Below are 22,659 nucleotides of genomic sequence, written 5' to 3'. Positions count from 1 at the left end.
CATGAAATCCGGGCCTTGCTTATGCTTTCAGAGAGCCTTGGCGGTAATGATATAATTCCCGAGCGTCCGGACCTTTGCCGAGAACGCCCCGCGCCCGTCGGAATCGGTGGTGTACTTGAAGCGGCTGGTCACGTCCTTGAGGTCGCCGGCTTCGGTCGCCTCATAGATGTGGATCTGCCTGTGGGGGACCGTCTCCTCGCCGTCGAAGGTGAGGTAGGGGTTCACAAGGGTGAGCGTGCCGCCCTTTGCGTCGGGGTTGCCGCGGAAGAAGCGGGTATACATCTCCCCAAGGGGGGCCGTGTGGTTGCGGCCGGTGTCGGCGCGGCGGGTCGAAAGCTTGGGCGCGTAGAGGATGTCCGAGCCGGAGAGCTCGGCGACGATGATGTCCTCGTCCTCCCAGGTGTAGTCGCTGTCTCCCTCCTGGGTCGGGGTGAGGACGATGTCCTCCGCGCCGATCGGGTGCTCGACGTCCTTGAAATAGAAGAGGTCGCCGTACCAGTCGGGGCTGGTTTTCAGGTAGGAGGAGGGGAAGAGGGTGTCCTCGGTGATGCGCAGCGTGTAGTCGATGACGATCTTCGCGCCGCTTTTGACCGTCAGCTCGGAGGCCGTGCCGGTGTTCGCGCCGAGCGGGGAGACGGGCAGGGCGGTGTCCTTGACGGCGGTATAGGTCACCGTGAAGCCGATGCCGGTGTTGTCGTACATCCCGTCCTTCGAGAGGGTCACGACAAAGCAGGCGCCCGCCCCGACGATCGGCTCGTCCGACTGGCGGATCGACCGCGCGTTCATCGCGTTGGCGGTCGTCTTGACCGAGCAGCGGAAGGCGGAGGAGTCGTAGAAGGCGGAGGAATCGGTGACCCGCCACAGCTTGCCCGAGTCGTCGTAGACCCGCTCGTCCGCGGCGACGGTCAGCGTGTTTCCGTAGACCGAATTGCCGTTCGCGAGGTAGCGGTGGGGGTCATATTCATAGACCTTGGCGACGGCGGTCGTCTTGGAGTCGCCCGCGAGGGAGGGGGCTTTTTCCGCGGCGAGCGCGGGGGCCGCGAGGGAGAGCGCGCAGGCCAGCGCGAGCGCGCAGGCGAGAACGGAACGCTTCATATGAAATCCCTTCTTACAGATGAAAATTTTGGTGTAATCCTATGATATCCCCAAATCCGGCCCCCGTCAACCGCCGGGGGGCAAAGTTCAGAAACCGTTCAAATTCGCCGGGAAATGGGAAAAAACCAGGCACAATTCACAGGAAAAATGTTTACAATTTGTACTTGATTTCCCCTGCGGTTTGGGGTACTATAGAGTTAGCACTCGAGATAATAGAGTGCTAAAACGCCGTATCAAACAGCTTTCACATAAAGGAGGAGGGTGTCTATGAACGCTCAGAAATTCACCCAGAAGTCGCTCGAGGCGCTGCAAAGCGCGCAGGACCTCGCGACCGAATACCAGAACATGCAGATCGAACAGCAGCATCTGCTCTACGCGCTGATCGCGCAGGAGGACGGCCTCATCGGCCAGATGCTCAAAAAGATGGAGATCGACCCTGCCGCGCTGCTCTCCGACGTGCGCGCCGAGGTCGAGCGGCTGCCGCGCGTCTCCGGGCCCGGCCGCGAGCAGGGCAAGATCTACGTCTCGCAGGAGGTCGACCGCGCGCTGGTCCAGGCGGAAAAGCTCGCCGACCGGATGAAGGACGAATACGTCTCGGTCGAGCACGTCATGCTCGCGCTGCTCGAAAACCCGAACGGCGCGCTGGGGCAGCTCCTTTCGCGCTTCCGCCTGACGAAGGACGGCTTTCTCTCGGCGCTGGTGAGCGTGCGCGGCAACACCCGCGTCACCTCCGACACCCCGGAGGACACCTATGACGCGCTGAAAAAGTACGGCACCGACCTCGTCGAGCAGGCGCGCAACCAGAAGCTCGACCCGGTCATCGGCCGCGACAACGAGATCCGCAACGTCATCCGCATCCTCTCGCGCAAGACCAAGAACAACCCCGTCCTCATCGGCGAGCCGGGCGTCGGCAAGACGGCCATCGCCGAGGGACTCGCGCTGCGCATCGTGCGCGGGGACGTGCCCGAAAACCTCAAGGACCGCACGATCTTTTCGCTCGACATGGGCGCGCTGATCGCGGGCGCGAAATTCCGCGGCGAATTTGAGGAGCGCCTCAAGGCGGTATTGCAGGAGATCAAGAAGAGCGAGGGCAGGATCATCCTCTTCATCGACGAGCTGCACACCATCGTGGGCGCGGGCAAGACGGAGGGCTCGATGGACGCGGGCAACCTCTTAAAGCCGATGCTCGCGCGCGGCGAACTGCACTGCATCGGCGCGACCACCCTCAACGAGTACCGCCAGTACATCGAAAAGGACGCCGCGCTCGAACGCCGGTTCCAGCCGGTGCTGGTGAACGAGCCGACCGTCGAGGACACGATCTCGATCCTGCGCGGGCTCAAGGAGCGCTACGAGGTGTTCCACGGCGTCAAAATCCAGGACCAGGCGCTCATCGCGGCGGCGGTCCTCTCCAACCGCTACATCACCGACCGCTTCCTGCCCGACAAGGCGATCGACCTTGTGGACGAGGCGTGCGCGATGATCCGCACCGAGATGGACTCGATGCCGTCCGAGCTCGACGACCTCTCCCGCAAGATCATGCAGCATGAGATCGAGGAGGCGGCGCTCAAAAAGGAGACCGACCAGATTTCCAGGGAGCATTTGCAGGAGATCCAGCGGGAACTCGCGGAAATGCGCGAGCAGTTCAAAGCGATGAAGGCCCGCTGGGAGAACGAAAAGAACGCGATCACCAAGGTACAGAGGCTGCGCGAGGAGCTCGAGCAGGTGAACGCGGACATCGAGAAGGCCGAACGGGAATACGACCTCAACCGCGCCGCCGAGCTCAAATACGGCAAGCTCCCCGCCCTCCAGAAGGAACTGGAGGAGGAGGAAAAGCTCGCGGGCGCGGCGGAGAAGGACTCCACCCTCCTGCGCGACCGCGTCACCGAGGAGGAGATCGCGCGGATCGTCGGCCGCTGGACGGGTATCCCCGTGGCGCGGCTGATGGAGGGGGAGCGGCAGAAGCTGCTGCATATGGAGAGCATCCTGCATGAGCGGGTCATCGGTCAGGACGAGGCGGTCACCACCGTCAGCGAGGCGATTTTACGCTCCCGCGCGGGCATCCAGGACCAGGGCCGCCCGATCGGCTCCTTCCTCTTCCTCGGCCCGACGGGCGTCGGCAAGACCGAGCTCGCCAAGGCGCTCGCGCAGGCGCTCTTCGACGATGAGCGCAACATCGTGCGCATCGATATGAGTGAATACATGGAGAAATTCTCGGTCAGCCGCCTGATCGGCGCGCCTCCGGGATACGTCGGCTACGAGGAGGGCGGCCAGCTTACCGAGGCGGTGCGCCGCAAGCCCTACTCGGTCGTCCTCTTCGACGAGATCGAAAAGGCCCATCCCGACGTCTTCAACATCCTGCTCCAGGTGCTCGACGACGGCCGCATCACCGACAGCCAGGGCCGCACCGTGGACTTTAAAAATACGATTATCATCCTGACCTCCAACCTCGGCTCGCCCTACATCCTCGAGGGGATCGACGAAGACGGCCGGATCACCGAGGAGGCCCGCAAGGCGGTGGACGGGCTGCTCAAGCAGCAGTTCCGCCCCGAGTTCCTCAACCGCCTCGACGAGATCGTCTTCTATAAGCCGCTGCAAAAATCCGAGATCGCGCAGATCGTCGACCTGCTCATGGCCGACCTGCAAAAGCGCCTCGCCGACAAGCAGCTCACCCTGGCCCTCTCGCCCGAGGCGAAGGAGTATATCGTCGACCAGGGCTACGACCCCGTCTACGGGGCGCGCCCCCTCAAGCGGTTCCTCCAGCACAAGCTCGAAACGCTCCTCGCCCGCATGATCATCGCCGAGGACCTTGCCCCCGGCACCCGGCTCGAGGCAGTTCTCGAAGACGGGGAGTTGGTTATCAGAAGGGCCGCCTAAAAAGAGAAAACCCGCCGCAAGGCGGGTTTTTCTTTTTCGGGGGGCTTTTGAAAAAGCCCCCCGGGCCCCGAAAACTTTTATCAGGCCGGCCGCGCGCCTCTTAGCGGGCGCGACCCGTGAGGCGGGGCTACCGCGCCCGTTCGGGGTTCTCCGTCAGGCCCAGCAGGTAGTCGGTGGACACCCCGAAGTAGTCGGAGAGCAGCACCAGTCGTTCCAATGAGGTGGTGGTTTTGCCGTTTTCAATGTCGCTGATCTGCGTCCGCGTAACGCCCAGCAACTTTGCCAGCTCATCCTGCGCGGCGGATCGTCCGGAGCGCAAAAGCCTGACACGTTCGCCAAAAACTTTTTTGTCCAGCATGAGTCCTCCTTCAATCGTCGAGGTAGTGGCGGGTTGGGTCGTTTGCCAATCCCAATAAATAATCTGCCGAGACGTTAAAAAACTCGGAAAGGCGCACGAGCTTTTCCAGCGTGGTGGAGCGGGCCCCGCTTTCGAGGGTGCTGATTGCCTTGTGCGAGAGGCCGATGGCGTCCCCCAGCTGTTTCTGGCTTATTCCGCGGGCACAGCGCAGCGCATAAATCCGGGCTCCCATTTCTATCGGCTGAAACATAAAAATTTCCCCTTGACATTTACCTTATAGTAGAATATAATTAGAACGGGAAATCTACTTAGAGGTAAATGATTGTAGTATAATCGATAATTATCATAATTATATCATATCGGGAGGGGTTGCGCCATGCTGTCGGAAGAATTTGAAGAATATCTGGGCGCGATGTACGAGCGGGCGCACCAGCGATTCCGGGAGAGCGGGGAGAGCCGCCTTTTGCGCAGGCGGCTGGACGACTGCGAGGCGGCCTGCCTGCAAAACGTCCATCCCAACGACCATTTTTTCGTCCATGACCTGCTGGCGGCTCTTGCCGATGCGGAAAGCGCGGAGGCGGAATACCTCTACCGGCAGGGCTACGCGGACTGCGTGGAATCCTTAAAACAGTTGCATGTCCTCTGAAAAAGGTGTATAATTCCCCCGTCTGAAAGGGGTTTTGACAATGCAAGTGACCGTGAGGAAGTTCACCGACGCCGATCTCCCGGCGATGACCGCCATCTGGAACGGGATCGTCGAGGAGGGGAACAGCTTTCCGCAGGACAGGCCCTTTACGGAGGAGGAGGCGCGGGAGTTTTTCGCGGCGCAGTCCTTCACCGGGGTCGCCGAAGCGGACGGGAAGGTGCTGGGGCTCTACATCCTGCATCCCAACAACGCGGGGCGCTGCGGGCATATCGCGAACGCGTCCTACGGCGTTTCGTCCGGGGCGCGGGGCCTCGGCGTGGGGGAAAAGCTGGTGCGTCATTCGCTGGAGATGTGCCCGGCGTGCGGATTCGTGGGACTCCAGTTCAACGCCGTCGTCTGCACCAATACGGCGGCGATCAAGCTCTATGAACGCCTCGGGTTCGAGCACATCGGCACGACGAAAAACGGCTACCGCTTCAAGGACGGCAGCTACGCGGACCTCTTCCTCTTCAATAAGCCGCTCATCTAAAACGAAAAGCCCCCTCCGGCCGTAAGGCCGGAGGGGGCATCTTGCGTCACGGGCGGCGTGCTGCCGGGAGGCGGAGCGCCCCGCCTGAAACAAAAGTTTTTGGGGGTTCTAAGGGGGGATTTTTCAAAATCCCCCCTTAGTCGAGCTCCGCCACGCCGGTATAGAGCTGGTAGTAGCGGCCGTGCAGGGCGAGCAGGTCGTCGTGGCTGCCGCGCTCGATGATCTCGCCCTGTTCGAGCACCATGATGGCGTTCGAGTTGCGGACGGTCGAGAGGCGGTGGGCGATGACGAAGGTGGTGCGGCCCTCCATGAGCCGGTCGAGGCCGTGCTCGATGTGGCGCTCGGTGCGGGTGTCGACCGAGCTGGTCGCCTCGTCGAGGATGAGGATGGGCGCGTCGGCGCAGGCGGCGCGCGCGATGTTGAGCAGCTGGCGCTGGCCCTGGCTGAGGTTCGCGCCGTCCCCCTCGATCACCGTGTCGTAGCCGTGGGGCAGGCGCATGATGAAGGAGTGCGCCGACGCGAGCCGCGCGGCCTGTTCGACCTCCTCGTCGGTGGCGTCGGGGCGTCCGTAGCGGATGTTGTCCCGCACGGTCCCGGTGAAGAGGTGGGTGTCCTGAAGCACCATCGCGAGCGACCGGCGCAGACTGTCCTTCTTGATCTGGCGGATGTCGATGCCGTCGATCGTGATGCGGCCCTCCGCGATGTCGTAGAAGCGGGTGAGCAGGTTGGTGACGGTCGTCTTGCCCGCGCCGGTGGAGCCGACGAAGGCGATCTTCTGGCCGGGCTTCGCGTAGAGGGAGATGTGGCGGAGCACGGTCTTTTCGGGGGCGTAGCCGAAGGTCACGTCCTCGAACCGGACGTCCCCGCGCACGGGGACGCGCTCGGCGGGGGCGCCGTCGTCGCGGTAGCACTGCCAGTAGAAGGCGTGCCCGTCGCGGACGAGGTCGGCGGCGTGGGCGGGGTCGGGTTCCTCGACCGGCTCGCGCATGACCTCGTAGATGCGTTCCGCGCCCGCGATGGCGGTGATGACCGCATTGTACTGGCTGGATGCCTCGTTGATCGGGCGGCTGAACTGGCGGGTGAGCTGGAGGAAAACGACCAGCCCGCCGACGCTGATGAAGCCGAAGATCGAGAGGATGCCGCCGATGGCGGCGACGAGCGCGTAGTTGACGGTGGAGATGTTCATCATGACGGGCATCATGAGGCCGGAATAGCTCTGGGCGGTGGTGGCCGCCTCCTGAAGCTCGCCGTTGAGCCGGTCGAACTCCTCGAGCGCGTCCTGCTCGTGGCAGAAGACCTTGACGACCTTCTGGCCGGTGATGATCTCCTCCACATAGCCGTTGACCTTGCCGAGGTTGGCCTGCTGGGCGATGAAATATTTACTGCTCACCTTCATGAGCCTGCCCGCGACGAAAAACATCAGCGGGGTCATAAGCAGCGTCAGGATGGTGAGCGGGATGCTCTTGGAGAGCATGAGGCCGAGGATGCCCGCGAGCGTGATGACACTCGAAAAAAGGGAGGTCAGCGAGTTGGCGAGCGCATCGTTGAGGGTGTCCACGTCGTTGGAAAAGCGGCTCATCATCTCGCCGTGGGTGTGGGTGTCGTAGTAGCGGACCGAGAGGTCCTGCAGGTGGTCGAAGAGCTCCCGCCGCAGGTCGTTGATCGAACGCTGGGTGACGGTGAGCATCAGGCGGGTTTGCAGGTAGCTCGCGCAAACCGCGACGAGGTAGATGCACAGAAGGGTGATGATCCCCTTGAAGAGGCCGGCGAACCGCGCGGCGACGGGGATGGCCACGACCGGCTCGAGGAAGTTGTCGATGATCGGCTGGAGCATGGCGGTGCCCGCCAGCGAAGCGCCGATGTTGAGCAGGACCATGACCGCCGCGAGGAAGAGCGCCGATTTGCGGCGGCGCAGGTATCCCCACACGAATTTGACCGCCGCGCCGAAGTTCTTCGGCTTCTGCTGGACGACGACTTTACGATGAGGCATTACGCATCCGCCTCCTTTTCCTGCTGGGAATAGTAGATCTCCTGGTATTCCTCGCTGCGCCCGAGCAGCTCGTCGTGGGTGCCCACGTCGGCGATCTGGCCGTCCGAGAGGATGACGATCTGGTCCGCGTCCTTCACCGACGAGATGCGCTGGGCGATGATGAATTTGGTGGTGCCGCTCAGCTCGGTGTCGAAGGCGTCGCGGATGCGGCGCTCGGTGGCGGTGTCGACGGCGCTGGTCGAGTCGTCGAGGATGAGGATGGGCGGCTTTTTGAGCAGGGCGCGCGCGATGCACAGCCGCTGCTTCTGCCCGCCCGAGACGTTGACGCCCCCCTGCTCGATCCAGGTGTCGTAGCCGTTCGGGAAGCCCATGATGAAATCGTGGGCCTGGGCGGCCTTTGCCGCCGCCTCGACCTCCTCGTCGGAGGCGTGCTCGTCGCCCCATTTGAGGTTGTCGCGGATCGAGCCCGAGAAGAGGGTGTTCTTCTGGAGCACCATGCCGACCTGGCTGCGCAGCGACTCGACGGTGTATTCCCGCACGTCGCGCCCGTCGATCAGCACGCGGCCCTCGGTGGCGTCGTAGAGGCGGGGGATGAGCTGCACGAGGGAGCTCTTGCCCGCGCCGGTGCCGCCGATGACGGCGACCGTCTGGCCGGCCTTGACCGAGAGGGTGATGTCCCGCAGGACGTTTTCCCCGTTGGCGGGGTCGTATTTGAAGGAGACGTGCTCGAAGGTGACGTCGCCGCGAATCGGGCGTTCGCCGGCGCCCTGCTCGTCAGTGAGGTCGACCTCGGTGTTCAGCACCTCCATGACGCGCTTGTAGGAGGCGGAGGCGCGGGAGAAGAGGACGAACATCATCGAGAGCATCATGAGAGACATGAGGATCTGGAAGATGTAGTTGATGAAGGCGACCATCTGGGCGGCTTGGAGCTCCCCGCGGATGACCTGCCCGCCGCCGAACCAGATGACCGAGACGGTGGCGAGGTTCATGACGAGCATCATAACCGGCATGTTGAAGATGACGACGTTCATCGCGCGCAGGGAGGCGCCGGTGAGGGCGTCGTTGGCGGATTTGAACTTCCGTTTCTCATAGTCCTGCTGCACGAACGACTTGACGACGCGCACGTTGGTGAGGTTCTCCCGCACGCTGCCGTTGAGGGCGTCCATGCGCGCCTGCATCTGGTTGAAGAGGGGCAGGGCCGTCTTGATGATGAAGCCGAGCGCGAGCAGCAGGGTGGGGATGATGACGACGAGCACGACCGCCAGCCGGGCGTTCATCCGCAGCGCCATGATCATCGCGAAGACGAACATGAGCGGCGCGCGGATCATGAGGCGCAGGCTCATGATGCCCGCGTTCTGAAGAAGCGTCACGTCGTTGGTGAGACGGGTGGCGAGGGAGGCGGTGGAGAAGTCGTCGATGTTCTTGAAGGAGAAGGTCTGCACCTTCTCGAAAAGGCCGCGGCGCAGACCGGCTGCAAAGCCGACGCCCGCCCTGGCGGAATGGCGCGCGTTGCCGAAGCCCGCGACGATCGCGAGCAGCGCGAAGAGGATCATCAGCGCGCCGACGCCGAGGATGAAGGGGATGTTGCCCGTCTGGATACCCCGGCCGACGATGTCGGACATGAGCGTCGGCTGGACGACCTCGCAGACGACGTCGAGCAGCATGAACGCGACGGCGATCATGACCGACTTTTTGTAGGGCGCGAGGTAAGAGATCAGTTTGCGCAAGTGGGTTCCTCCTGTCCGTAGAGCTCCTGTTTGAGCCTGATCAAATTTTGCTGCATCCGCTGGTAAAAATGCACGATCTGGGAAAATTCCTCGGGGGTGAAGTCCCGGTACATCTGCTCATTGACGGTGTGGATGGCGCGGTCGGCCCACGCGGCGGCCTCGCGACCCTCGTCGGTGAGTTCGATGCGGTTGGAACGCAGGTCGCCCGGGTCGGGCACCCGCTTGACGAATCCGGATTTTTCCATTCGCTTGAGGGAGACGGCGATGGTGGCTGGGCTGATGTGCAGCGCCTTGGCCAGGTCGGCCTGGTTGCACGCGCCCATCCTGCCGAGCGTGAAGAGCAGCGGCGGCTGTCCGGGATAGACGCCCCGGTCGCTCATCAGCCGGTTCATGCACTGCTTGTGCAGGGAGACGAGCTCCCAGTCGATGTGGATAACCTGATAGATTTCATCCATTGGAATCTGCTCCTGTCATGTTGCAAACACAGCAAAAAAATAGTTAGACAGCTAATCATTAGCCGTCTAACTAATTTTATGCAGTGCCTGCGGGAAAGTCAATAGATTTTACCAGAGTTAACAATTTGTTCAGGATTCATCTGAGCAATCTATACAAACCCTTCCCGCTCAATCTTCGATGAGGGTGGAGGAGGATTCGTCCTTCACCAGATTCGGCGTCCCCGCGCCGGGCTGCGGCGCGGACCCCTCCGCCTCTTCAAAGGAGAAGGCGGGAGGCTCCACCGGCTCCCCGTTCAGGCGGACCTCAAAGTGCAGGCAGGGGCCCGCGGCGTTGCCGGTCGAGCCGGCAGAGGCGATCCGCTGGCCCGCCGCGACGGCGTCCCCGGCCGCGACGGCGAGCTCCTTGCAGTGGGCGTAGAGGGTCTGGAAGCCGTCCCCGTGATCGAGGACGACCCGGTAGCCGTACGCGCCGTCCCAGCCGGCTTCGGAGACGTTCCCGTCCGCCGCCGCAAAGACGGCCTCGCCCGGCTCCGCCCGGTAGTCGACGCCCTTGTGCCCGGGGCCCTTGTCGAAGGGCGCGGCCACCGTCAGCCCGGCAAGCGGCGGCGTGAGCCGCGGGGCCACGATGATCGAGGTCGGACCGTCCGCGCCGCCGATGACGGCGGGCGCGGAGGCGGCTTCGCCCGCGTCCCACGAGAGGTTCCCGGCGGCGCGCTCCCGGCCCGCGCCGTCGAGCAGCGCGAACTCCACGTCATAGGAGAGCAGCTCCCCGCCGATCGGCGCGGTATAGGTCCCGCCAGGCCGCCAGTCGTTGGCGGCGGACTCCGCCTCAAACCAGTGGACGCTCATGGCGCCGTCCCCCATCGCGGCCCGCCCCGCGGGGTGGATGGACCACGCCCAGCCGTCCGGGAGCTCGTCCGGGATGGCGATGCGCAGTTCGCCCGACTCGAAATCAAAGACGACGCCGCCGGCGAGCTCCTTCGCCAGCCGCTCGGGGGAGGGGGCCAGCAGACGGGAGCTTTCGGAGGGGGAAGCGGCTTCGGCGGGCGCGATCAGGAAGGTGGAGATCGACATCCCCACGAACCCGAGCAGCACGGCGGAACAGACGGCCGCCGCGAGCAGGACCCGGGTCGATTTCTTGCAGTTCATCATGAGGGTGAGCCTCCTTTTGACATCCTCTTTGTGCAGGCTGAAGGGGGTGGAGAGAGGCGGGGCGGCGCGCACGGTCCCCATCGCGCCGAGGATCGCGCGGCCGTAGCCGCGCCGTTCGTCCGCGTCCATCGGCCGCGCGAGGCGTTCGTCGCAGGCGGGCTCGCAGAGCGCGTTGATCCGGTGCAGGGCGAGCCATGCGAACGGATTGAACCAGTGGACGACGCAGGCCGCCAGCCCCGCGAGCTTATAGAAGAGGTCCCCGCTCTTCAGATGGGTCAGTTCATGCAGCAGGATAAAGCGCAGCGCGTCCGGGTCTGCGGGCGCGTCGGGGAGCAGGACGCGGGGCCGCAGGAGCCCCACGAGCATCGGCGTGCCGGCGAGGGGGCACCGCTCCAGCCGGACGGCGCGGCGGACGCGAAGCTCCTCCTTGCACGCGGCGAAGAGAGCGAGCGTCTCCCGGTCCGCGACGGGGCGGCTCGTCCGCCGCAGGGCGCGGTGGAACCGGAGGGCCGCCCACGCGCGCTGCAAAAGCAGCGCGGCCGCGCCGCACGTCCACGCGAGCGCGGCCAGTTCCCGCCAGGAAAGCGGCGCGGATGCCGCCGCGGTTTCCGCGGCGGCCGTGGGCGGCCCCGCCGCGAAGCGCACCGCGGCAGCGGCGGGGGAGATCGCCTCCGATACGCCGGAGAGGGCGCCGGCGGGGAAGGGCAGCGTGACGGGTAGGAAGAAGAGTGCGAGCGCGACCAGCCAGATGTAGTAGCGCCACCGGGAGCCGAACTGCCGGCGGGTGAGGAAGGAGACGGCCAGGATGAGCGCCGAAACCGCCGCGCCGGTCAGCGAAAGGGGAAGGACGCGGGAAAAAAAGAACGCCGTCATTTTGTCCCCTCCCCGTCGAGCCAGCGGCGCAGCTCCTCGATCTCCGCGCCGGAGAGGGAGCCGGGGCTGCCGAGCGCGGCAAAGAAGCTCTGCACACTGCCGCCGTGCACCTCCCGCAGGAAGTCGCGCGTCTCCCCGGCGCGGTAGTCGGCCTCGCTCACCGCCACGCGGTAGAGGTTCTGGCCGCCGTGTTTTTCGCAGGTGAGCATCCCCTTGTCGACGAGGCGGGTCAGGAAGGTGGAGACGGTCTGGATTTTCCAGCCGCGGCGTTCGGAGAACGCCTCCACCAGCCCGCCCGCCGTAACGGGGCCGCTGCGCGTCCAAATCTCCTGCATGATCGTGAATTCGGAATCGGAAAGCCTGTTCATACAGTCACCCCCGGATTTGGTTACTACATCATGTAGTAGCCAAATCATACTACAAGCTGTAGTAGATGTCAACCCGGTACTGGAAATTTCCGGCGGGATATGCTACAATCTACTGGAATCATATCCTGATACGGAAAGTTGGAACGTCCATGCCGCTTGATCCGTCCCGGCCGCTGCTCTTTGACGGCGCGTTCGGCACCTATTATTATTCCCTCACGGGGGATGAAGCCCCCTGCGAGCTTGCCAACCTCACTTCGCCCGACACCGTCCTGCGCATCCATCGGGAGTATCTCGCGGCGGGGGCGCGCGCGGTCAAAACGAATACCTTTGCCGCAAACCCCGTTTCCCTTCCCGACCCGGAGCAGCTCTCCCGGGTGATCGAGGCGGGCTGGTCGCTCGCGGAACGGGAGGCTAAAGAAACCGGCGCGCGCGTCTTCGCGGATATCGGCGGCAACAATGCGGAAACCGCCCCCGGGGACTACCTGGCGGTCGCGGAACGGTTTCTGGAGCTCGGCGCGCGGGAATTCCTCTTTGAGACGCTCGCCTCCTTCGACGAGGTCCTGCCCGCGCTCGGGCTGATCCGGGAGCGGGTCCCCGGCGCCACGGTGTTCGTCTCCTTCGCGGTGTCCCAGGACGGCTATTCGCGCCGCGGCCACTACTGCCGCGTCCTGCTGGAGGCCGCGGAAAACTGCCCGCTGGTCGACGCCGCCGGTTTTAACTGCGCCTGCGGCCCGAGCCACATGGCGAACCTCCTGCGCAATCTCGGCCCGCGCCGAAAGCCGCTGATCGCGATGCCGAATTCCGGCTACCCCTCGTCGATCAACGGGCGCGTCCTGTTTGAGGATAACGCCGGGTACTTCGCGCAGAAGCTGGCCGCGCTCTATGAGGCGGGCGCGGAGATCCTGGGCGGCTGCTGCGGCACGACGCCGCGGCACATCGAGCTGGCCGCGGAGGCGCTGGCCGCCGCGTCCCGTCCCGCGGGGGCGGGACTGCCGGGGCCTTCGGTCCCCGGCCCGGGCGCTGCCGCGCCCGGCGGCGGCCGCCCCGGCGCGCGCCGCAAGACGATCGCGGTGGAGCTCGACCCGCCCTTCGACTACGACTGCTCCTTCATCCTCTCGGCCTCGGCCGAGCTCAGGCGCGGCGGCGTGGATTTCATCACGGTGACCGATTCGCCCCTTTCGCGCACGCGGGCGGACAGCCTGATGACGGCGGCCAAGATCAGGCGGGAGGCGGGGATCGAGGTGCTGCCGCACATCTCCTGCCGCGACAAGAACCACATCGCCCTGCGCGCGGGGCTGCTGGGCGCGGCGTTCGAGGGGATCTCGCACGTGCTTGTGGTGACGGGCGACCCGCCGACGCAGACCGAGTCGCGCGGCAGGGACGGGGTCTTCCATCTGAGCTCCTTCGATCTCATCTCCTACATTCACAGCATGAATACCGAGGTATTCGCCAAGAATCCCTTTGTGGTCGGCGGGGCGCTCAACGTGAACGCGGTCAATTTCCCGCGGGAGCTGGAACGCGCGAAGAAAAAGCTGTCGCTCGGCGCGTCGGCGCTCTTTACCCAGCCGATCTTCAGCGACGCGGCGGTGGAGAACTTTCTGACCGCGCGCAGGGAGCTGGACTGCCGGCTTTTCGCGGGGATCCTGCCGGTCGCGGGATATAAAAACGCCCTCTTCCTCATCAACGAGGTGTCGGGCATCGAGATTCCGCTCCGGGTGGTGGAGGCGCTCCGGGACAAGACGCCGGAGGAGGCCGCGAAAATTTCCATCGCCTACAGCGCGGGCATTGCCCGGCGGGTATACGACGCGGCGGACGGGTTTTACATCATGACCCCGCTGCGCAAAATTGCGATCGTGCAGGGGCTGATCGAAGAAATCAGGAGGGAAGAAACATGATCTTAATCGGAGAGAAGCTCAACAGCTCGATCCCCAAAACCATGGAGGCGTTTTCGGCGCACGACGAGGCGGCGGTGATCGGCCTGATTCAGGCGCAGGCGGACGCGGGCGCGGAATATCTCGACGTCAACACGGCGATCTGCGGCGGGGAGGAGCTCGCGGCGATGCTCTGGGTGGTCGCGCTCATCCGGGAGCACTCCTCCTGCGGCATCATGATCGATACGGCGGACCCGGCGGTGATGGCCCAGGCGGTGCAGGCCGCTGCGGGAACGCCGCTCATCCTCAATTCGGCGACGCTGACCGACCGGTTCGACGAGGTGACGGCGCTCGCCCATTCGAGCGGCGCTTCGGTGGTGGGCCTGCCGATCGACGGCGAGATGCCCCACACCCTCGAGGAGAAATGCGAGAAGCTCGCCGCGCTTGTGGAAAAGCTGCGCAAGGCGGGCCTCCCCGACGAGCGCATCTATGCGGACGTGCTCATCGAGACGCTGGCCACCGACGGCGCGAGCGCGAAGAACGCGGTGGGTGCGGTCCAGTTCATGGCGCAGAACTACCCGGACGTCAGGACGACCTGCGGGCTTTCAAACATCTCGTTCGGCCTGCCCCGGCGTTCCCTCATCAACAGCGCCTTCCTCTCGGCGGCGATGATGGCGGGGCTGTCGAGCGCGATCCTCGACCCGGTGAGCCCGGCGATGCAGGACGCGCTGGCCGCCGCGAAGGTGGTCGCGGGACAGGACGACTACTGCATGGACTATATCACCCACATCCGCAGCGGAGAACTGTAACAAGGAGGAATCGATATGATCCGTTTCAACCACTTCAATTTCAATGTCCTCGACCTGCAAAAGAGCCTCGATTTCTACCGCGAGGCGCTCGAGCTGGACCCCGTGCGGGAGAAAAACGCGGCGGACGGCTCCTTCAGGCTCGTCTACCTCGGCGACGGGGAGAGCGACTTCACCCTCGAGCTCACCTGGCTGCGCGACCGGAAGGAGCCCTACAACCTCGGCGAGCTCGAATACCACCTCGCGTTCGTGACCGACCGGTTCGACGAGCTGCACGAAAAGCACGTGCGGATGGGCTGCATCTGCTTTGAAAACCCCGGCATGGGCATCTATTTCATCCACGACCCCGACGGCTACTGGATCGAGATCGTGCCGCAGAGATAAAGAAAGGGAGGCGGACCGTGAGGTCCGCCTCCCTTTTTGCCGCAGGTTCAGGGCAGCTCGGCGAAAATCGTCGTCGCGTAGCCCTTGGTGACGCCGCCCCGCTCGGAGACATAGACGCCGATCCCCACATGGGTGAAGTTCGGCCGGATGATGTTGTCGTAATGGCTCGGGCTGTTCAGCCACCGGTCCATATAGAAGTCCGCCGAATAGGCGTTGTCGACGCTGGGGTCGTCGTACTCGGTCATGCAGAGGTTTTCGCCCGCCGCCGCGAACTTGACCGGCACGTCCTCGGTGATGACGGTGCTCCATGAATCCCCGTTGGGCCGGGTGTGGTCCCAGTGGCCGGTCTTGCAGAGCTCCCGGCTGCGGATGCGCGCCGCCGACTGCAAATCGCCGTCCATCTTGACCGGGTCGAGCCCTTCGGCCTCGCGCTCCTCATTGATGAGCGCGAGCAGGTCCTTCTCCACCTCGCTGCGGAAGTTCATGCCCGAGACCTTTGCGGTGGTTTTCCGCACGGCTTTCTGTTCCGCGGCTTCCTTCTCCGCCGCCTCTTTCGCGGCCTGTTCCGCCGCGGCCTGCTCGGCGGCTTCCTTCGCGGCCTGCTCCGCCGCGGCCTGTTCGGCTGCTGCCTGCGCGGCGGCCTGCTCCGCCGCCGCTTTCTCGGCCGCTTCCCGCGCGGCCTGCTCCGCGGCGGCGATCTCTTCGGGTGTGGGCGCCGGAGGCGCGATGGAGGAGACCTCCGCCGGTTCCGATGAGGCCGCTTCAGAGGAGGCTTCCGACGAAACCTCGGAGGAGGCGTCGGAAGAGACGGCCGAGGAAGCCTCCGAAGAGGAGATTTCCGAGGAAACGGCCTCGGAGGAGACGTCCGCCGGGGCGGGGTTTTCCGATTCCGCGGCGGGCGCGCCGCAGCCGGACAGCAAAACGAGAAACGCCACGAAGATGGCCAGTTTTTTCATATCCAGGACTCCTTTGGAAATGGAGTGCCGCGCACCCGGAAAAGGGGAGCGGTCCTGCTTTTATCCTAGCACAAACTTCCACGCGGTTCAATGGAAGATCCCGTAATTTTTCCCCGGATACAAAACGTCCCCATCCGGTTGGGATGGGGACGTTTTTTAAGAAAAGGAGAGAAAGAAAAGGGAGGAGTAAGTTTGTTAAATATCTAACGTCTTTGTACGACTTTATCTTACCACCGGGGCGGGAAAAAATCAAGAGGAAATTGTTAAAAAAATATCATTTATTTGTGAAAAAACTGTGTCGACCCGGCGCGGTTGAAAAAGACGCGCTGTGCATGTATAATGAAAGGCGGAAAAGAGCGAAAAAGGGGGATGCGCGGTGAAAAAGGTGCTGCTGCTGGCGACGGGGGGGACGATCGCGTCCCGGCCGGGCGAGAGCGGGCTCGAACCGGAGCGCGCGCCCGCCGAACTGCTGCGCGCGGTCGGTGAGCTGGAGCCGTGGTACGACGTCACCTACCGCGGCATCCTGAACCTGGACAGCTCGAACATCCAGGCGGAGGAGTGGCAGCTCATCGCGCGCAGCGTCTACGACGCATTGGAGGATTATGACGGTATCGTCGTCACGCACGGCACCGACACGATGGCCTATACCGCTTCGGTCCTTTCCTTCATGCTCCAAAACCTGCAAAAGCCGGTCGTCCTGACCGGCTCCCAGCTGCCGGTCGGCACCCCGCTGTCCGACGCGCGCAGCAACCTCGCCACCGCGCTGGCCGCCGTGGACAGCGACGTGCGCGGCGTGAGCATCGCCTTCAACCACAAGATCATCCGCGGCTGCCGCGCCGTCAAGGTGCGCACGATGGGCTTCGACGCGTTCGAGAGCGTCAACAGCCCCGACCGCGGCGAGATCCTTGCGAGCGGCGTGCGCCTTTACGGACGCCGCCAGCCGCCCGCGGACGGCCCCTGCGTCCTGAAGGACCGGCTGTGCAACGACGTCTTCCTGCTCAAGCTCATCCCCGGCACCAACCCCCGCGTCTTCGACAGCCTGCTCGGCCTCCAATACCGGGGCGTGGTGCTCGAGGCGTTCGGCGCGGGCGGGCTCCATTTCATCCGGCGCGACCTCTCCGCCGAGGTGCGCCGCCTTGTGGAGAACGGCGTCTCGGTCGTGGTTTGCAGCCAGTGCCTCTATGAGGGCAGCGATTTTTCCATCTACGAGGTGGGCCGCAAAATCCTCGACACCGGCGTCATCCAGAGCCGGGACATGACCACCGAGGCCGCCGTCACCAAGCTGATGTGGGCGCTCGGCCAGACGGACGACCCCGCCGGGGTGCGGCGGATCTTTGAAACCAACTATGCGGGGGAGATCACCCTGTAAGGAGGAAGGATTTTTGGAACTGCTGTTTTCCTCGTCCACGGCGCTCATCGCGCTGTTCGCGGCGGTTTGCCTCCTCGGCGCGCTCCATCTCTGGCGCGACCGGATGCCCGCCGCCCTGCGCGTCGCGCTCGGAATTCTGCTCGTGCTCATCGTGCTCGGCTTTTTCGGCGCGCTTTGCTGGACGATCGCTACCGGCGGAAACCTTTAAAGGTTTCCGCCGGTAGCGGGACCCGAGGGGACCTTTCGAGAAAGTTCCCCCCAGGCCCCCTTCAAAGCGTTTGGTTCAGGCTTGCCGCTCTGCCTCCGGTCCTTCCGCCGTCCGTGCGGGAGGGCTTCCTTTTCGGGAAAGTTCCCCCGGACCCCCTTCAAAGCGTTTGGTTCAGGCTTGCCGCCCTGCCTCCCGTCCTTCCGCCGTCCGTGCGGGAGGGCTTTTTATGTGCCGGACGGCTCTCCGGGGACACGGGGGCGGCGGAAAACAACGCCCTCCGGGCGTTTGCGCGAAAGCTCCGCTTTTGCGCACGCGCGGCCCCGCCGCGCGGTTTTCCGCCCGCCCCGCCCCTTCCGCCGCGCGAAGATAAGGGAGGGGACGCCGCTTTCGCGGCGCCCCCTCCCGGTTTTCACGCGGATTATTCCACGGTGACGCTCTTGGCAAGGTTACGGGGCTTATCGACGTCGCAGCCGCGCAGGACGGCGGTGTGGTAGGCCAGCAGCTGGAGCACGATCACGCCGACGACCGGCATGAACAGGTCGTCGAGCGCGGGCAGGTCGAGCCGCTTGGAATAGATTTCCGGATCGACCTCGAGCCCCTGCTTGCAGACGAGCAGAACGTCGGCGCCGCGGCTGTGCACCTCCTTGATGTTGCTGACCATCTTGGGCAGCAGCGTCTCCTGCGTGGCGACCGCCACGACCGGGACCCCCTCGGTGACGAGGGAGATGGTGCCGTGCTTGAGCTCGCCCGCCGCGTACGCCTCGCAGTGGATATAGCTGATCTCCTTGAGCTTGAGGGAGCCCTCCATCGAGAGGGCGTAGTCGAGCCCCCGCCCGAGGAAGAAGAGGTCGCGCAGCGATTCGTAGCGCTTGATGTACTCCTTGATCTCCACATTGAGGCCGAGCACATCCTTGGTGGTTTCGATGGCGCCCAGCAGGCCGGAGGTGAGCTCGCGCGCCCGCGCGTCGTCGACGGCACGGTTGGCGAGCGCGAGCCGGATGGCGATGAGGTACATCACCGAAAGCTGCACCGAATACGCCTTTGTGGAGGCGACGGCGATTTCAGGGCCCGCGAAGGTGCGGATGACGTAATCCGCCTCGCGCGCGATGGACGAGCCGGTGACGTTGACGACGGCGAGGGTGGTCGCGCCGCGTTCCCGTGCGAGGCGCAGGGCCGCAAGGGTGTCGGCCGTCTCGCCCGACTGGGAGATGAGCAGCACGAGGGAGTGCTTGCCGAGGATGGGATCGCGGTAGCGGAACTCGGACGCGATGTCGCACTCGACGGGGATGCGCGCCAGCCGCTCGATGAGGTTTTTCCCGATCATGCCCGCGTGCATGGCGGTGCCGCACGCCACGATGGAGATCGTGTCGAACTGCCGCCAGAACCCCTCGGGGATGTCGTCCTGCGCCTCGAAGGAGGGCAGGCCGTCCGAGATACGCGGATGCACCGTGTCGGCGAGCGCGCGGGGCTGCTCGTAGATCTCCTTGAGCATGAAGTGGTCATAGCCGCCCTTCTGCGCCTGCTCGACCGACCATTCGGCGGTCAGCATCTGGAGCTTTGCGGGGGAGCCGTCCGGCTCGAAGAGGGAGATGCCCTCCCGGTCGATGCGCACGATCTGTTTTTCCCCGATCAGCGCGTAGCGCCGGGAATAGGGCAGGATGGCGGGGACGTCGGAGGCGATGAAGGTCTCTCCCTCGCCCGCCGCCGCGATAAGGGGGCTGCCCAGCCGGGTGGCGTACACCTCGCCGGGGCGGTCCGCGAAGAGGATCGCAAAGGCGTAGGAGCCCTCGAGGATGGCCTGCGCCTCGGAGATCGCGGCGATGGGGTCCCCGTGGTAGAGGGAATCGATGAGCTTCGCGGCGACCTCGGTGTCGGTGCGCGAGAGGAAATCATACCCCTCGCCGAGCAGCCTGGAACGCAGCTGCTGATAGTTTTCGATGATGCCGTTATGCACCAGCGAGAGCTTTTCGGTGGCGTGGGGGTGGGCGTTTACGTCGGAGGGCTCCCCGTGGGTGGCCCAGCGGGTGTGCCCGATGCCGCAGCCGCCCGCCAGCCCGGGATGCTCCGCCTTCAGCCGGTCGGCCAGGTTTTGCAGGCGGCCCTTCGCCTTGACGGTGACGATGCCGTCCCCGTCAAAGACCGAGACGCCGGCGGAGTCGTAGCCGCGGTATTCCAGCCCCGAAAGGGTGTCAAGAAGGACGCTGACGGCTCTTTTGCCGCCGGCGTAACCAACAATTCCGCACATAGGTACCTTTCTTTCCCGCGCGGCAATCCGTTCTGTAAAGGGCCCCGTCCGCGCCGCGCGATGCGGCCGGGCGCCCGGTGAAAATTTCAGATTCGACTTCCTGCCCTCCTGCCTGTCGATCCGGTTGCCCGGAAGTTTTCAGGATGGCTGCGCTCGGAAGCAAAACGGGGAGGCACCCGCCGAACAATTTCGATTAACCTCCCACCTCGTCAACCGCCGGAGCGGTTCTGGCGCTTGCGTATAACGATCTCAGCTGTCTGTCACCTCCCTGCGTAAAATTTCCCCTGCCCTCCTTTCCGATGATTTACTGGAATTATAGCAAACTTCCCCTGGAAACACAAGCAATCCATTCTATGCGGATTTACGCGCGGATGCTACAAACGGCGTGGATTTTGCGGGGAAACCGTGTTAAAATGGGAGGGAATCTGAAAGAAACCGGAGGCGGGAGGATGGTCTATCTCATCGAAGCGGGGGAACTGCGCCCCGACCGGCCGGACGCGGCGGGAAAACGGGTGTGCGTCACGGATTTTTCCGCGCTGGCGGAGGCGGCCGGGGTCCTCGGGGAGGATGTGCACATCCTTGAAGGGTGTCTGCGGGGCGGGATGTCCAAGCACGAAAGCCATGAACGGTTTGATTACCTTTCGGTGTCGGTGTGCGACGCGCGCGACCCGCTCGCGCCGCCCGTGCGCCTGTGCGCCTTCCTGACAAAGGACGCGCTGGTGATCCTGTCGGACGGTACGGGCGAGACGGGGAAGGCGCTCGCCGGGCTCTGTGTGCCGGGGACGCGCTGCGGGGAACCCGCCCGGCTGATCTGCGCCTGCCTCGACCGGCTCACCGCCGACGACTATCTCGCGCTTGAATCGATCGAGCGGGAGGTCACGGGGCTGGAGGAGGCGCTGCTTTCCTCCCGGAATCATGATTATTGCATCAGGGAGATCGCCGGACTGCGCCGCCGCCTGATGGCGCTCAAAAGCTATTACGAGCACCTGATCGCCATCTGCGAAGGGGTGCGGGAGAACGAAAACGGCGTGGCGGACAAGCATACGCTGCGCGCCTTCCGCCTGCTGGAGCAGCGGGCGGCGCGGCTGGGAAACAGCGTGCTCAACCTGCGCGACTATGTCACCCAGGTGCGCGAGGCGTACCAGGCGCAGGTGGACATCGACCTGAACAAGATCATGAAGGTCTTTACCGTCATCACGGCAATCTTCCTGCCGTTGACGCTCGTAGCGGGCTGGTACGGCATGAATTTCAAGATGCCCGAGTACGGCTGGCGCTTCGGCTACCCGCTGGTGATCGCGGGGAGCCTTGTGGTGGTGGCGGCGCTGCTTATTTACTTCAAACGGAAAAAATGGTTTTAAGGGAGGCGGATGGATTTGCTGATCGATCTGAGCGTCAAGGTGACGCGCCAGGCGGACAAGGACGCGCACGGGAATGAGAAGCAGGTGTCCTTCGGGCATCTGGGGACCCATTTCGACGTGATGGACAAGGAGTTCCCGCTCGCGTTCACCCGGCGGGAGGGCATTGCGTTCGACGTGTCGGGCGTGGAGGGGCGCGACATCGGGACGCGGGACGTCGACCTCGAGCCGGTGGAGGCGGGGATGTTCGCCGCTTTCCGTACCGGCTTCATCGAGCGGGAATCCTACGGCACCCGCGCCTATTTCACCGGGCATCCGCAGCTTTCCGACGCGCTCATCGACGCGCTGCTGGAAAAGGGCGTGTCGATCATCGGCGTCGACTGCGCCGGTGTGCGGCGCGGCGGGGAACACACCCCCAAGGACCAGTACTGTGCCGACCGGGGAGTGTTCATCATTGAAAACCTCTGCAATCTCGGAGAACTGCTCGGCGGGGAGAAGACGGCGCGGTTTGTCGCACGGACCTTCCCGGTCAATTTTGACGGGATGACCGGTCTGCCCTGCCGGGTGGTTGCGGAGGTGGACGATGGTTGACATCAACCGCTGGACGGCGGATTTTATCGATAAGCTGCGCGCCGCGTTCGGGGAACGCCTGCGATTTGCGGGGCTGCAGGGGAGCTACCGGCGCGGGGAGGCCACCGAGAAGAGCGACATCGACATGGTGGTCGTGCTCGACGGGCTGACGCCCGCGGACCTTGCGCGGTACCGTGCGCTCGTCCGGGAGATGCCCGAGGCGGACAAGGCCTGCGGCTTTCTCTGCGGGACGATGGAATTGCAGGCATGGCCCGCGCATGACCGCCTCCAGCTCTGGTACGACACCCGCCCCCTGTTCGGGAGCCTGGACGGGCTCGTTTCGCCGCCCGACGGCGGGGACGTGCGGCTCGCTCTGCGCGTGGAGGCGGCCAACCTCTACCACGCGGCCTGCCACAGCTATGTATTCGGAAGCGCGGACGACCTGTCCGCGCTGGAAAAGGGCGCGTTTTTTCTGCTGCGCACAAAATGCCTCGCAAAGACCGGAATCTATGCCGCCGACCGCCGGGAGCTCCGCTCCCTGGCCGGGGAGGAGGACCGCGCGGTGCTGGAGGCGCGGGGCGCCGCCGATGAACGGTTTACGCGCCTCATCGTCTGGTGCGCGGGGCTTTTGGAGCATTTGGGGCCTTCCGGCCCTCGGGAGGAGGCTTAGGTTTGCCGCTCGGGAAGCGGCGGAGCTTTTAATTGCTCTCCTTCGGAGAGCCAAGGGGAGCCGCCTATGGCGGCAAGGATTTGCCGGGTCCCGCCCCGGCGGGCGGGTTCCTTTTCGGACGGACGAAAAGGAACCAAAAGTCCGCCTAAGAACCCTCC

Annotated in this window: 21 protein-coding genes; 11 read left to right on the top strand and 10 right to left on the bottom strand. The window is 64.4% G+C overall.

The window, feature by feature from the left end:
- Positions 1–27: 27 nt before the first annotated feature.
- On the bottom strand, positions 28–1,095 hold the full coding sequence (locus NE609_RS07110; RefSeq protein WP_256152146.1) for a hypothetical protein: 1,068 nt from the start codon (positions 1,093–1,095) through the stop codon (positions 28–30).
- Between the two features lie 267 nt (positions 1,096–1,362).
- On the opposite strand from NE609_RS07110, the gene clpB reads away from it, so the two are divergent.
- Entirely contained in the window at positions 1,363–3,969 is a 2,607-nt protein-coding gene (gene clpB, locus NE609_RS07105) for an ATP-dependent chaperone ClpB (RefSeq protein ID WP_256152145.1), read from the top strand.
- A gap of 127 nt (positions 3,970–4,096) precedes the next feature.
- On the opposite strand, the gene NE609_RS07100 is transcribed toward clpB, so the two are convergent.
- Entirely contained in the window at positions 4,097–4,327 is a 231-nt protein-coding gene (locus NE609_RS07100; protein ID WP_256152144.1) for a helix-turn-helix domain-containing protein, read from the bottom strand.
- A gap of 10 nt (positions 4,328–4,337) precedes the next feature.
- A complete protein-coding gene (locus tag NE609_RS07095; RefSeq protein WP_256152143.1) occupies positions 4,338–4,577 on the bottom strand; it encodes a helix-turn-helix domain-containing protein in 240 nt (79 codons plus the stop codon).
- Positions 4,578–4,703: 126 nt separating this feature from the next.
- On the opposite strand from NE609_RS07095, the gene NE609_RS07090 reads away from it, so the two are divergent.
- Both NE609_RS07090 and NE609_RS07085 read left to right on the top strand, forming a co-directional pair.
- Complete coding sequence (locus tag NE609_RS07090; RefSeq protein WP_256152142.1) at positions 4,704–4,973, top strand: hypothetical protein; 270 nt, start codon at positions 4,704–4,706, stop codon at positions 4,971–4,973.
- Between the two features lie 40 nt (positions 4,974–5,013).
- Positions 5,014–5,502 carry a GNAT family N-acetyltransferase gene (locus NE609_RS07085; RefSeq protein ID WP_121587490.1) on the top strand — a complete coding sequence of 163 codons (489 nt, stop codon included), beginning with the start codon at positions 5,014–5,016 and terminating at the stop codon, positions 5,500–5,502.
- Between the two features lie 136 nt (positions 5,503–5,638).
- On the opposite strand, the gene NE609_RS07080 is transcribed toward NE609_RS07085, so the two are convergent.
- From NE609_RS07080 to NE609_RS07060, 5 genes are all read right to left on the bottom strand, one after another.
- Entirely contained in the window at positions 5,639–7,492 is a 1,854-nt protein-coding gene (locus NE609_RS07080; RefSeq protein ID WP_256152141.1) for an ABC transporter ATP-binding protein, read from the bottom strand.
- Positions 7,492–9,219: an ABC transporter ATP-binding protein gene (locus NE609_RS07075; protein ID WP_256152140.1), complete on the bottom strand. Its 1,728-nt coding sequence runs from the start codon at positions 9,217–9,219 to the stop codon at positions 7,492–7,494. Before NE609_RS07075 ends, NE609_RS07080 begins: the two co-directional genes overlap by 1 nt.
- The gene (locus tag NE609_RS07070; protein WP_256152139.1) at positions 9,207–9,674 is read right to left on the bottom strand and encodes a MarR family winged helix-turn-helix transcriptional regulator; all 468 of its coding nucleotides are present in this window, start codon (positions 9,672–9,674) and stop codon (positions 9,207–9,209) included. Before NE609_RS07070 ends, NE609_RS07075 begins: the two co-directional genes overlap by 13 nt.
- 168 nt (positions 9,675–9,842) lie before the next feature.
- Positions 9,843–11,699: a M23/M56 family metallopeptidase gene (locus NE609_RS07065; protein ID WP_256152138.1), complete on the bottom strand. Its 1,857-nt coding sequence runs from the start codon at positions 11,697–11,699 to the stop codon at positions 9,843–9,845.
- Positions 11,696–12,067 carry a BlaI/MecI/CopY family transcriptional regulator gene (locus NE609_RS07060; RefSeq protein WP_256152137.1) on the bottom strand — a complete coding sequence of 124 codons (372 nt, stop codon included), beginning with the start codon at positions 12,065–12,067 and terminating at the stop codon, positions 11,696–11,698. Before NE609_RS07060 ends, NE609_RS07065 begins: the two co-directional genes overlap by 4 nt.
- A 149-nt stretch (positions 12,068–12,216) precedes the next feature.
- Here NE609_RS07060 and NE609_RS07055 point away from each other — a divergent pair, with 149 nt between their 5' ends.
- The 3 genes from NE609_RS07055 to NE609_RS07045 are packed head-to-tail and all read left to right on the top strand — an operon-like array spanning position 12,217 to position 15,128.
- Entirely contained in the window at positions 12,217–13,962 is a 1,746-nt protein-coding gene (locus NE609_RS07055; protein WP_256152136.1) for a bifunctional homocysteine S-methyltransferase/methylenetetrahydrofolate reductase, read from the top strand.
- The gene (locus tag NE609_RS07050) at positions 13,959–14,747 is read left to right on the top strand and encodes a dihydropteroate synthase (RefSeq protein ID WP_121587484.1); all 789 of its coding nucleotides are present in this window, start codon (positions 13,959–13,961) and stop codon (positions 14,745–14,747) included. The genes NE609_RS07055 and NE609_RS07050 overlap by 4 nt, the downstream gene beginning before the upstream one ends.
- Positions 14,748–14,762: 15 nt before the next feature.
- Positions 14,763–15,128: a VOC family protein gene (locus NE609_RS07045; RefSeq protein ID WP_256152135.1), complete on the top strand. Its 366-nt coding sequence runs from the start codon at positions 14,763–14,765 to the stop codon at positions 15,126–15,128.
- A gap of 47 nt (positions 15,129–15,175) precedes the next feature.
- On the opposite strand, the gene NE609_RS07040 is transcribed toward NE609_RS07045, so the two are convergent.
- Positions 15,176–16,084 carry a CAP domain-containing protein gene (locus NE609_RS07040; protein WP_256152134.1) on the bottom strand — a complete coding sequence of 303 codons (909 nt, stop codon included), beginning with the start codon at positions 16,082–16,084 and terminating at the stop codon, positions 15,176–15,178.
- A 376-nt stretch (positions 16,085–16,460) separates the two neighbouring features.
- Here NE609_RS07040 and NE609_RS07035 point away from each other — a divergent pair, with 376 nt between their 5' ends.
- On the top strand, positions 16,461–17,453 hold the full coding sequence (locus tag NE609_RS07035; protein ID WP_101549840.1) for an asparaginase: 993 nt from the start codon (positions 16,461–16,463) through the stop codon (positions 17,451–17,453).
- 13 nt (positions 17,454–17,466) lie between these two features.
- Entirely contained in the window at positions 17,467–17,661 is a 195-nt protein-coding gene (locus NE609_RS07030) for a hypothetical protein (protein WP_101549842.1), read from the top strand.
- A gap of 418 nt (positions 17,662–18,079) precedes the next feature.
- Here the strand turns inward: NE609_RS07030 and glmS are convergent, their stop codons facing one another.
- On the bottom strand, positions 18,080–19,906 hold the full coding sequence (glmS, locus tag NE609_RS07025; RefSeq protein ID WP_121587482.1) for a glutamine--fructose-6-phosphate transaminase (isomerizing): 1,827 nt from the start codon (positions 19,904–19,906) through the stop codon (positions 18,080–18,082).
- A 449-nt stretch (positions 19,907–20,355) separates the two neighbouring features.
- On the opposite strand from glmS, the gene NE609_RS07020 reads away from it, so the two are divergent.
- Genes NE609_RS07020 through NE609_RS07010 form a run of 3 tightly spaced genes read left to right on the top strand, consistent with a single transcriptional unit; the run spans position 20,356 to position 22,501 of the window.
- The gene (locus NE609_RS07020) at positions 20,356–21,264 is read left to right on the top strand and encodes a CorA family divalent cation transporter (RefSeq protein ID WP_256152133.1); all 909 of its coding nucleotides are present in this window, start codon (positions 20,356–20,358) and stop codon (positions 21,262–21,264) included.
- Positions 21,265–21,279: 15 nt separating this feature from the next.
- Positions 21,280–21,852: a cyclase family protein gene (locus NE609_RS07015; RefSeq protein ID WP_256152132.1), complete on the top strand. Its 573-nt coding sequence runs from the start codon at positions 21,280–21,282 to the stop codon at positions 21,850–21,852.
- A complete protein-coding gene (locus tag NE609_RS07010) occupies positions 21,845–22,501 on the top strand; it encodes a nucleotidyltransferase family protein (protein ID WP_256152131.1) in 657 nt (218 codons plus the stop codon). The genes NE609_RS07015 and NE609_RS07010 overlap by 8 nt, the downstream gene beginning before the upstream one ends.
- Positions 22,502–22,659 lie beyond the last annotated feature (158 nt).

Source organism: Anaerotruncus sp. DFI.9.16 (assembly GCF_024461615.1).
GTDB classification, from domain to species: Bacteria; Bacillota; Clostridia; order Oscillospirales; family Ruminococcaceae; genus Anaerotruncus; species Anaerotruncus massiliensis.
Note: the sequence above shows the minus strand (reverse complement) of the source record. Positions and strands in the feature narration are given on the sequence as shown.

Coding starts and splice junctions, on each gene's coding strand:
- NE609_RS07040 (WP_256152134.1), bottom strand. CDS start 16,084: ATGAAAAAACTGGCCATCTTCGTGGCGTTTCTCGTTTTGCTGTCCGGC.
- NE609_RS07050 (WP_121587484.1), top strand. CDS start 13,959: ATGATCTTAATCGGAGAGAAGCTCAACAGCTCGATCCCCAAAACCATG.
- NE609_RS07010 (WP_256152131.1), top strand. CDS start 21,845: ATGGTTGACATCAACCGCTGGACGGCGGATTTTATCGATAAGCTGCGC.
- NE609_RS07020 (WP_256152133.1), top strand. CDS start 20,356: ATGGTCTATCTCATCGAAGCGGGGGAACTGCGCCCCGACCGGCCGGAC.
- NE609_RS07090 (WP_256152142.1), top strand. CDS start 4,704: ATGCTGTCGGAAGAATTTGAAGAATATCTGGGCGCGATGTACGAGCGG.
- NE609_RS07055 (WP_256152136.1), top strand. CDS start 12,217: ATGCCGCTTGATCCGTCCCGGCCGCTGCTCTTTGACGGCGCGTTCGGC.
- NE609_RS07070 (WP_256152139.1), bottom strand. CDS start 9,674: ATGGATGAAATCTATCAGGTTATCCACATCGACTGGGAGCTCGTCTCC.
- NE609_RS07045 (WP_256152135.1), top strand. CDS start 14,763: ATGATCCGTTTCAACCACTTCAATTTCAATGTCCTCGACCTGCAAAAG.
- NE609_RS07080 (WP_256152141.1), bottom strand. CDS start 7,492: ATGCCTCATCGTAAAGTCGTCGTCCAGCAGAAGCCGAAGAACTTCGGC.
- NE609_RS07085 (WP_121587490.1), top strand. CDS start 5,014: ATGCAAGTGACCGTGAGGAAGTTCACCGACGCCGATCTCCCGGCGATG.
- NE609_RS07110 (WP_256152146.1), bottom strand. CDS start 1,095: ATGAAGCGTTCCGTTCTCGCCTGCGCGCTCGCGCTGGCCTGCGCGCTC.
- NE609_RS07095 (WP_256152143.1), bottom strand. CDS start 4,577: ATGTTTCAGCCGATAGAAATGGGAGCCCGGATTTATGCGCTGCGCTGT.
- clpB (WP_256152145.1), top strand. CDS start 1,363: ATGAACGCTCAGAAATTCACCCAGAAGTCGCTCGAGGCGCTGCAAAGC.
- NE609_RS07060 (WP_256152137.1), bottom strand. CDS start 12,067: ATGAACAGGCTTTCCGATTCCGAATTCACGATCATGCAGGAGATTTGG.
- glmS (WP_121587482.1), bottom strand. CDS start 19,906: ATGTGCGGAATTGTTGGTTACGCCGGCGGCAAAAGAGCCGTCAGCGTC.
- NE609_RS07065 (WP_256152138.1), bottom strand. CDS start 11,699: ATGACGGCGTTCTTTTTTTCCCGCGTCCTTCCCCTTTCGCTGACCGGC.
- NE609_RS07100 (WP_256152144.1), bottom strand. CDS start 4,327: ATGCTGGACAAAAAAGTTTTTGGCGAACGTGTCAGGCTTTTGCGCTCC.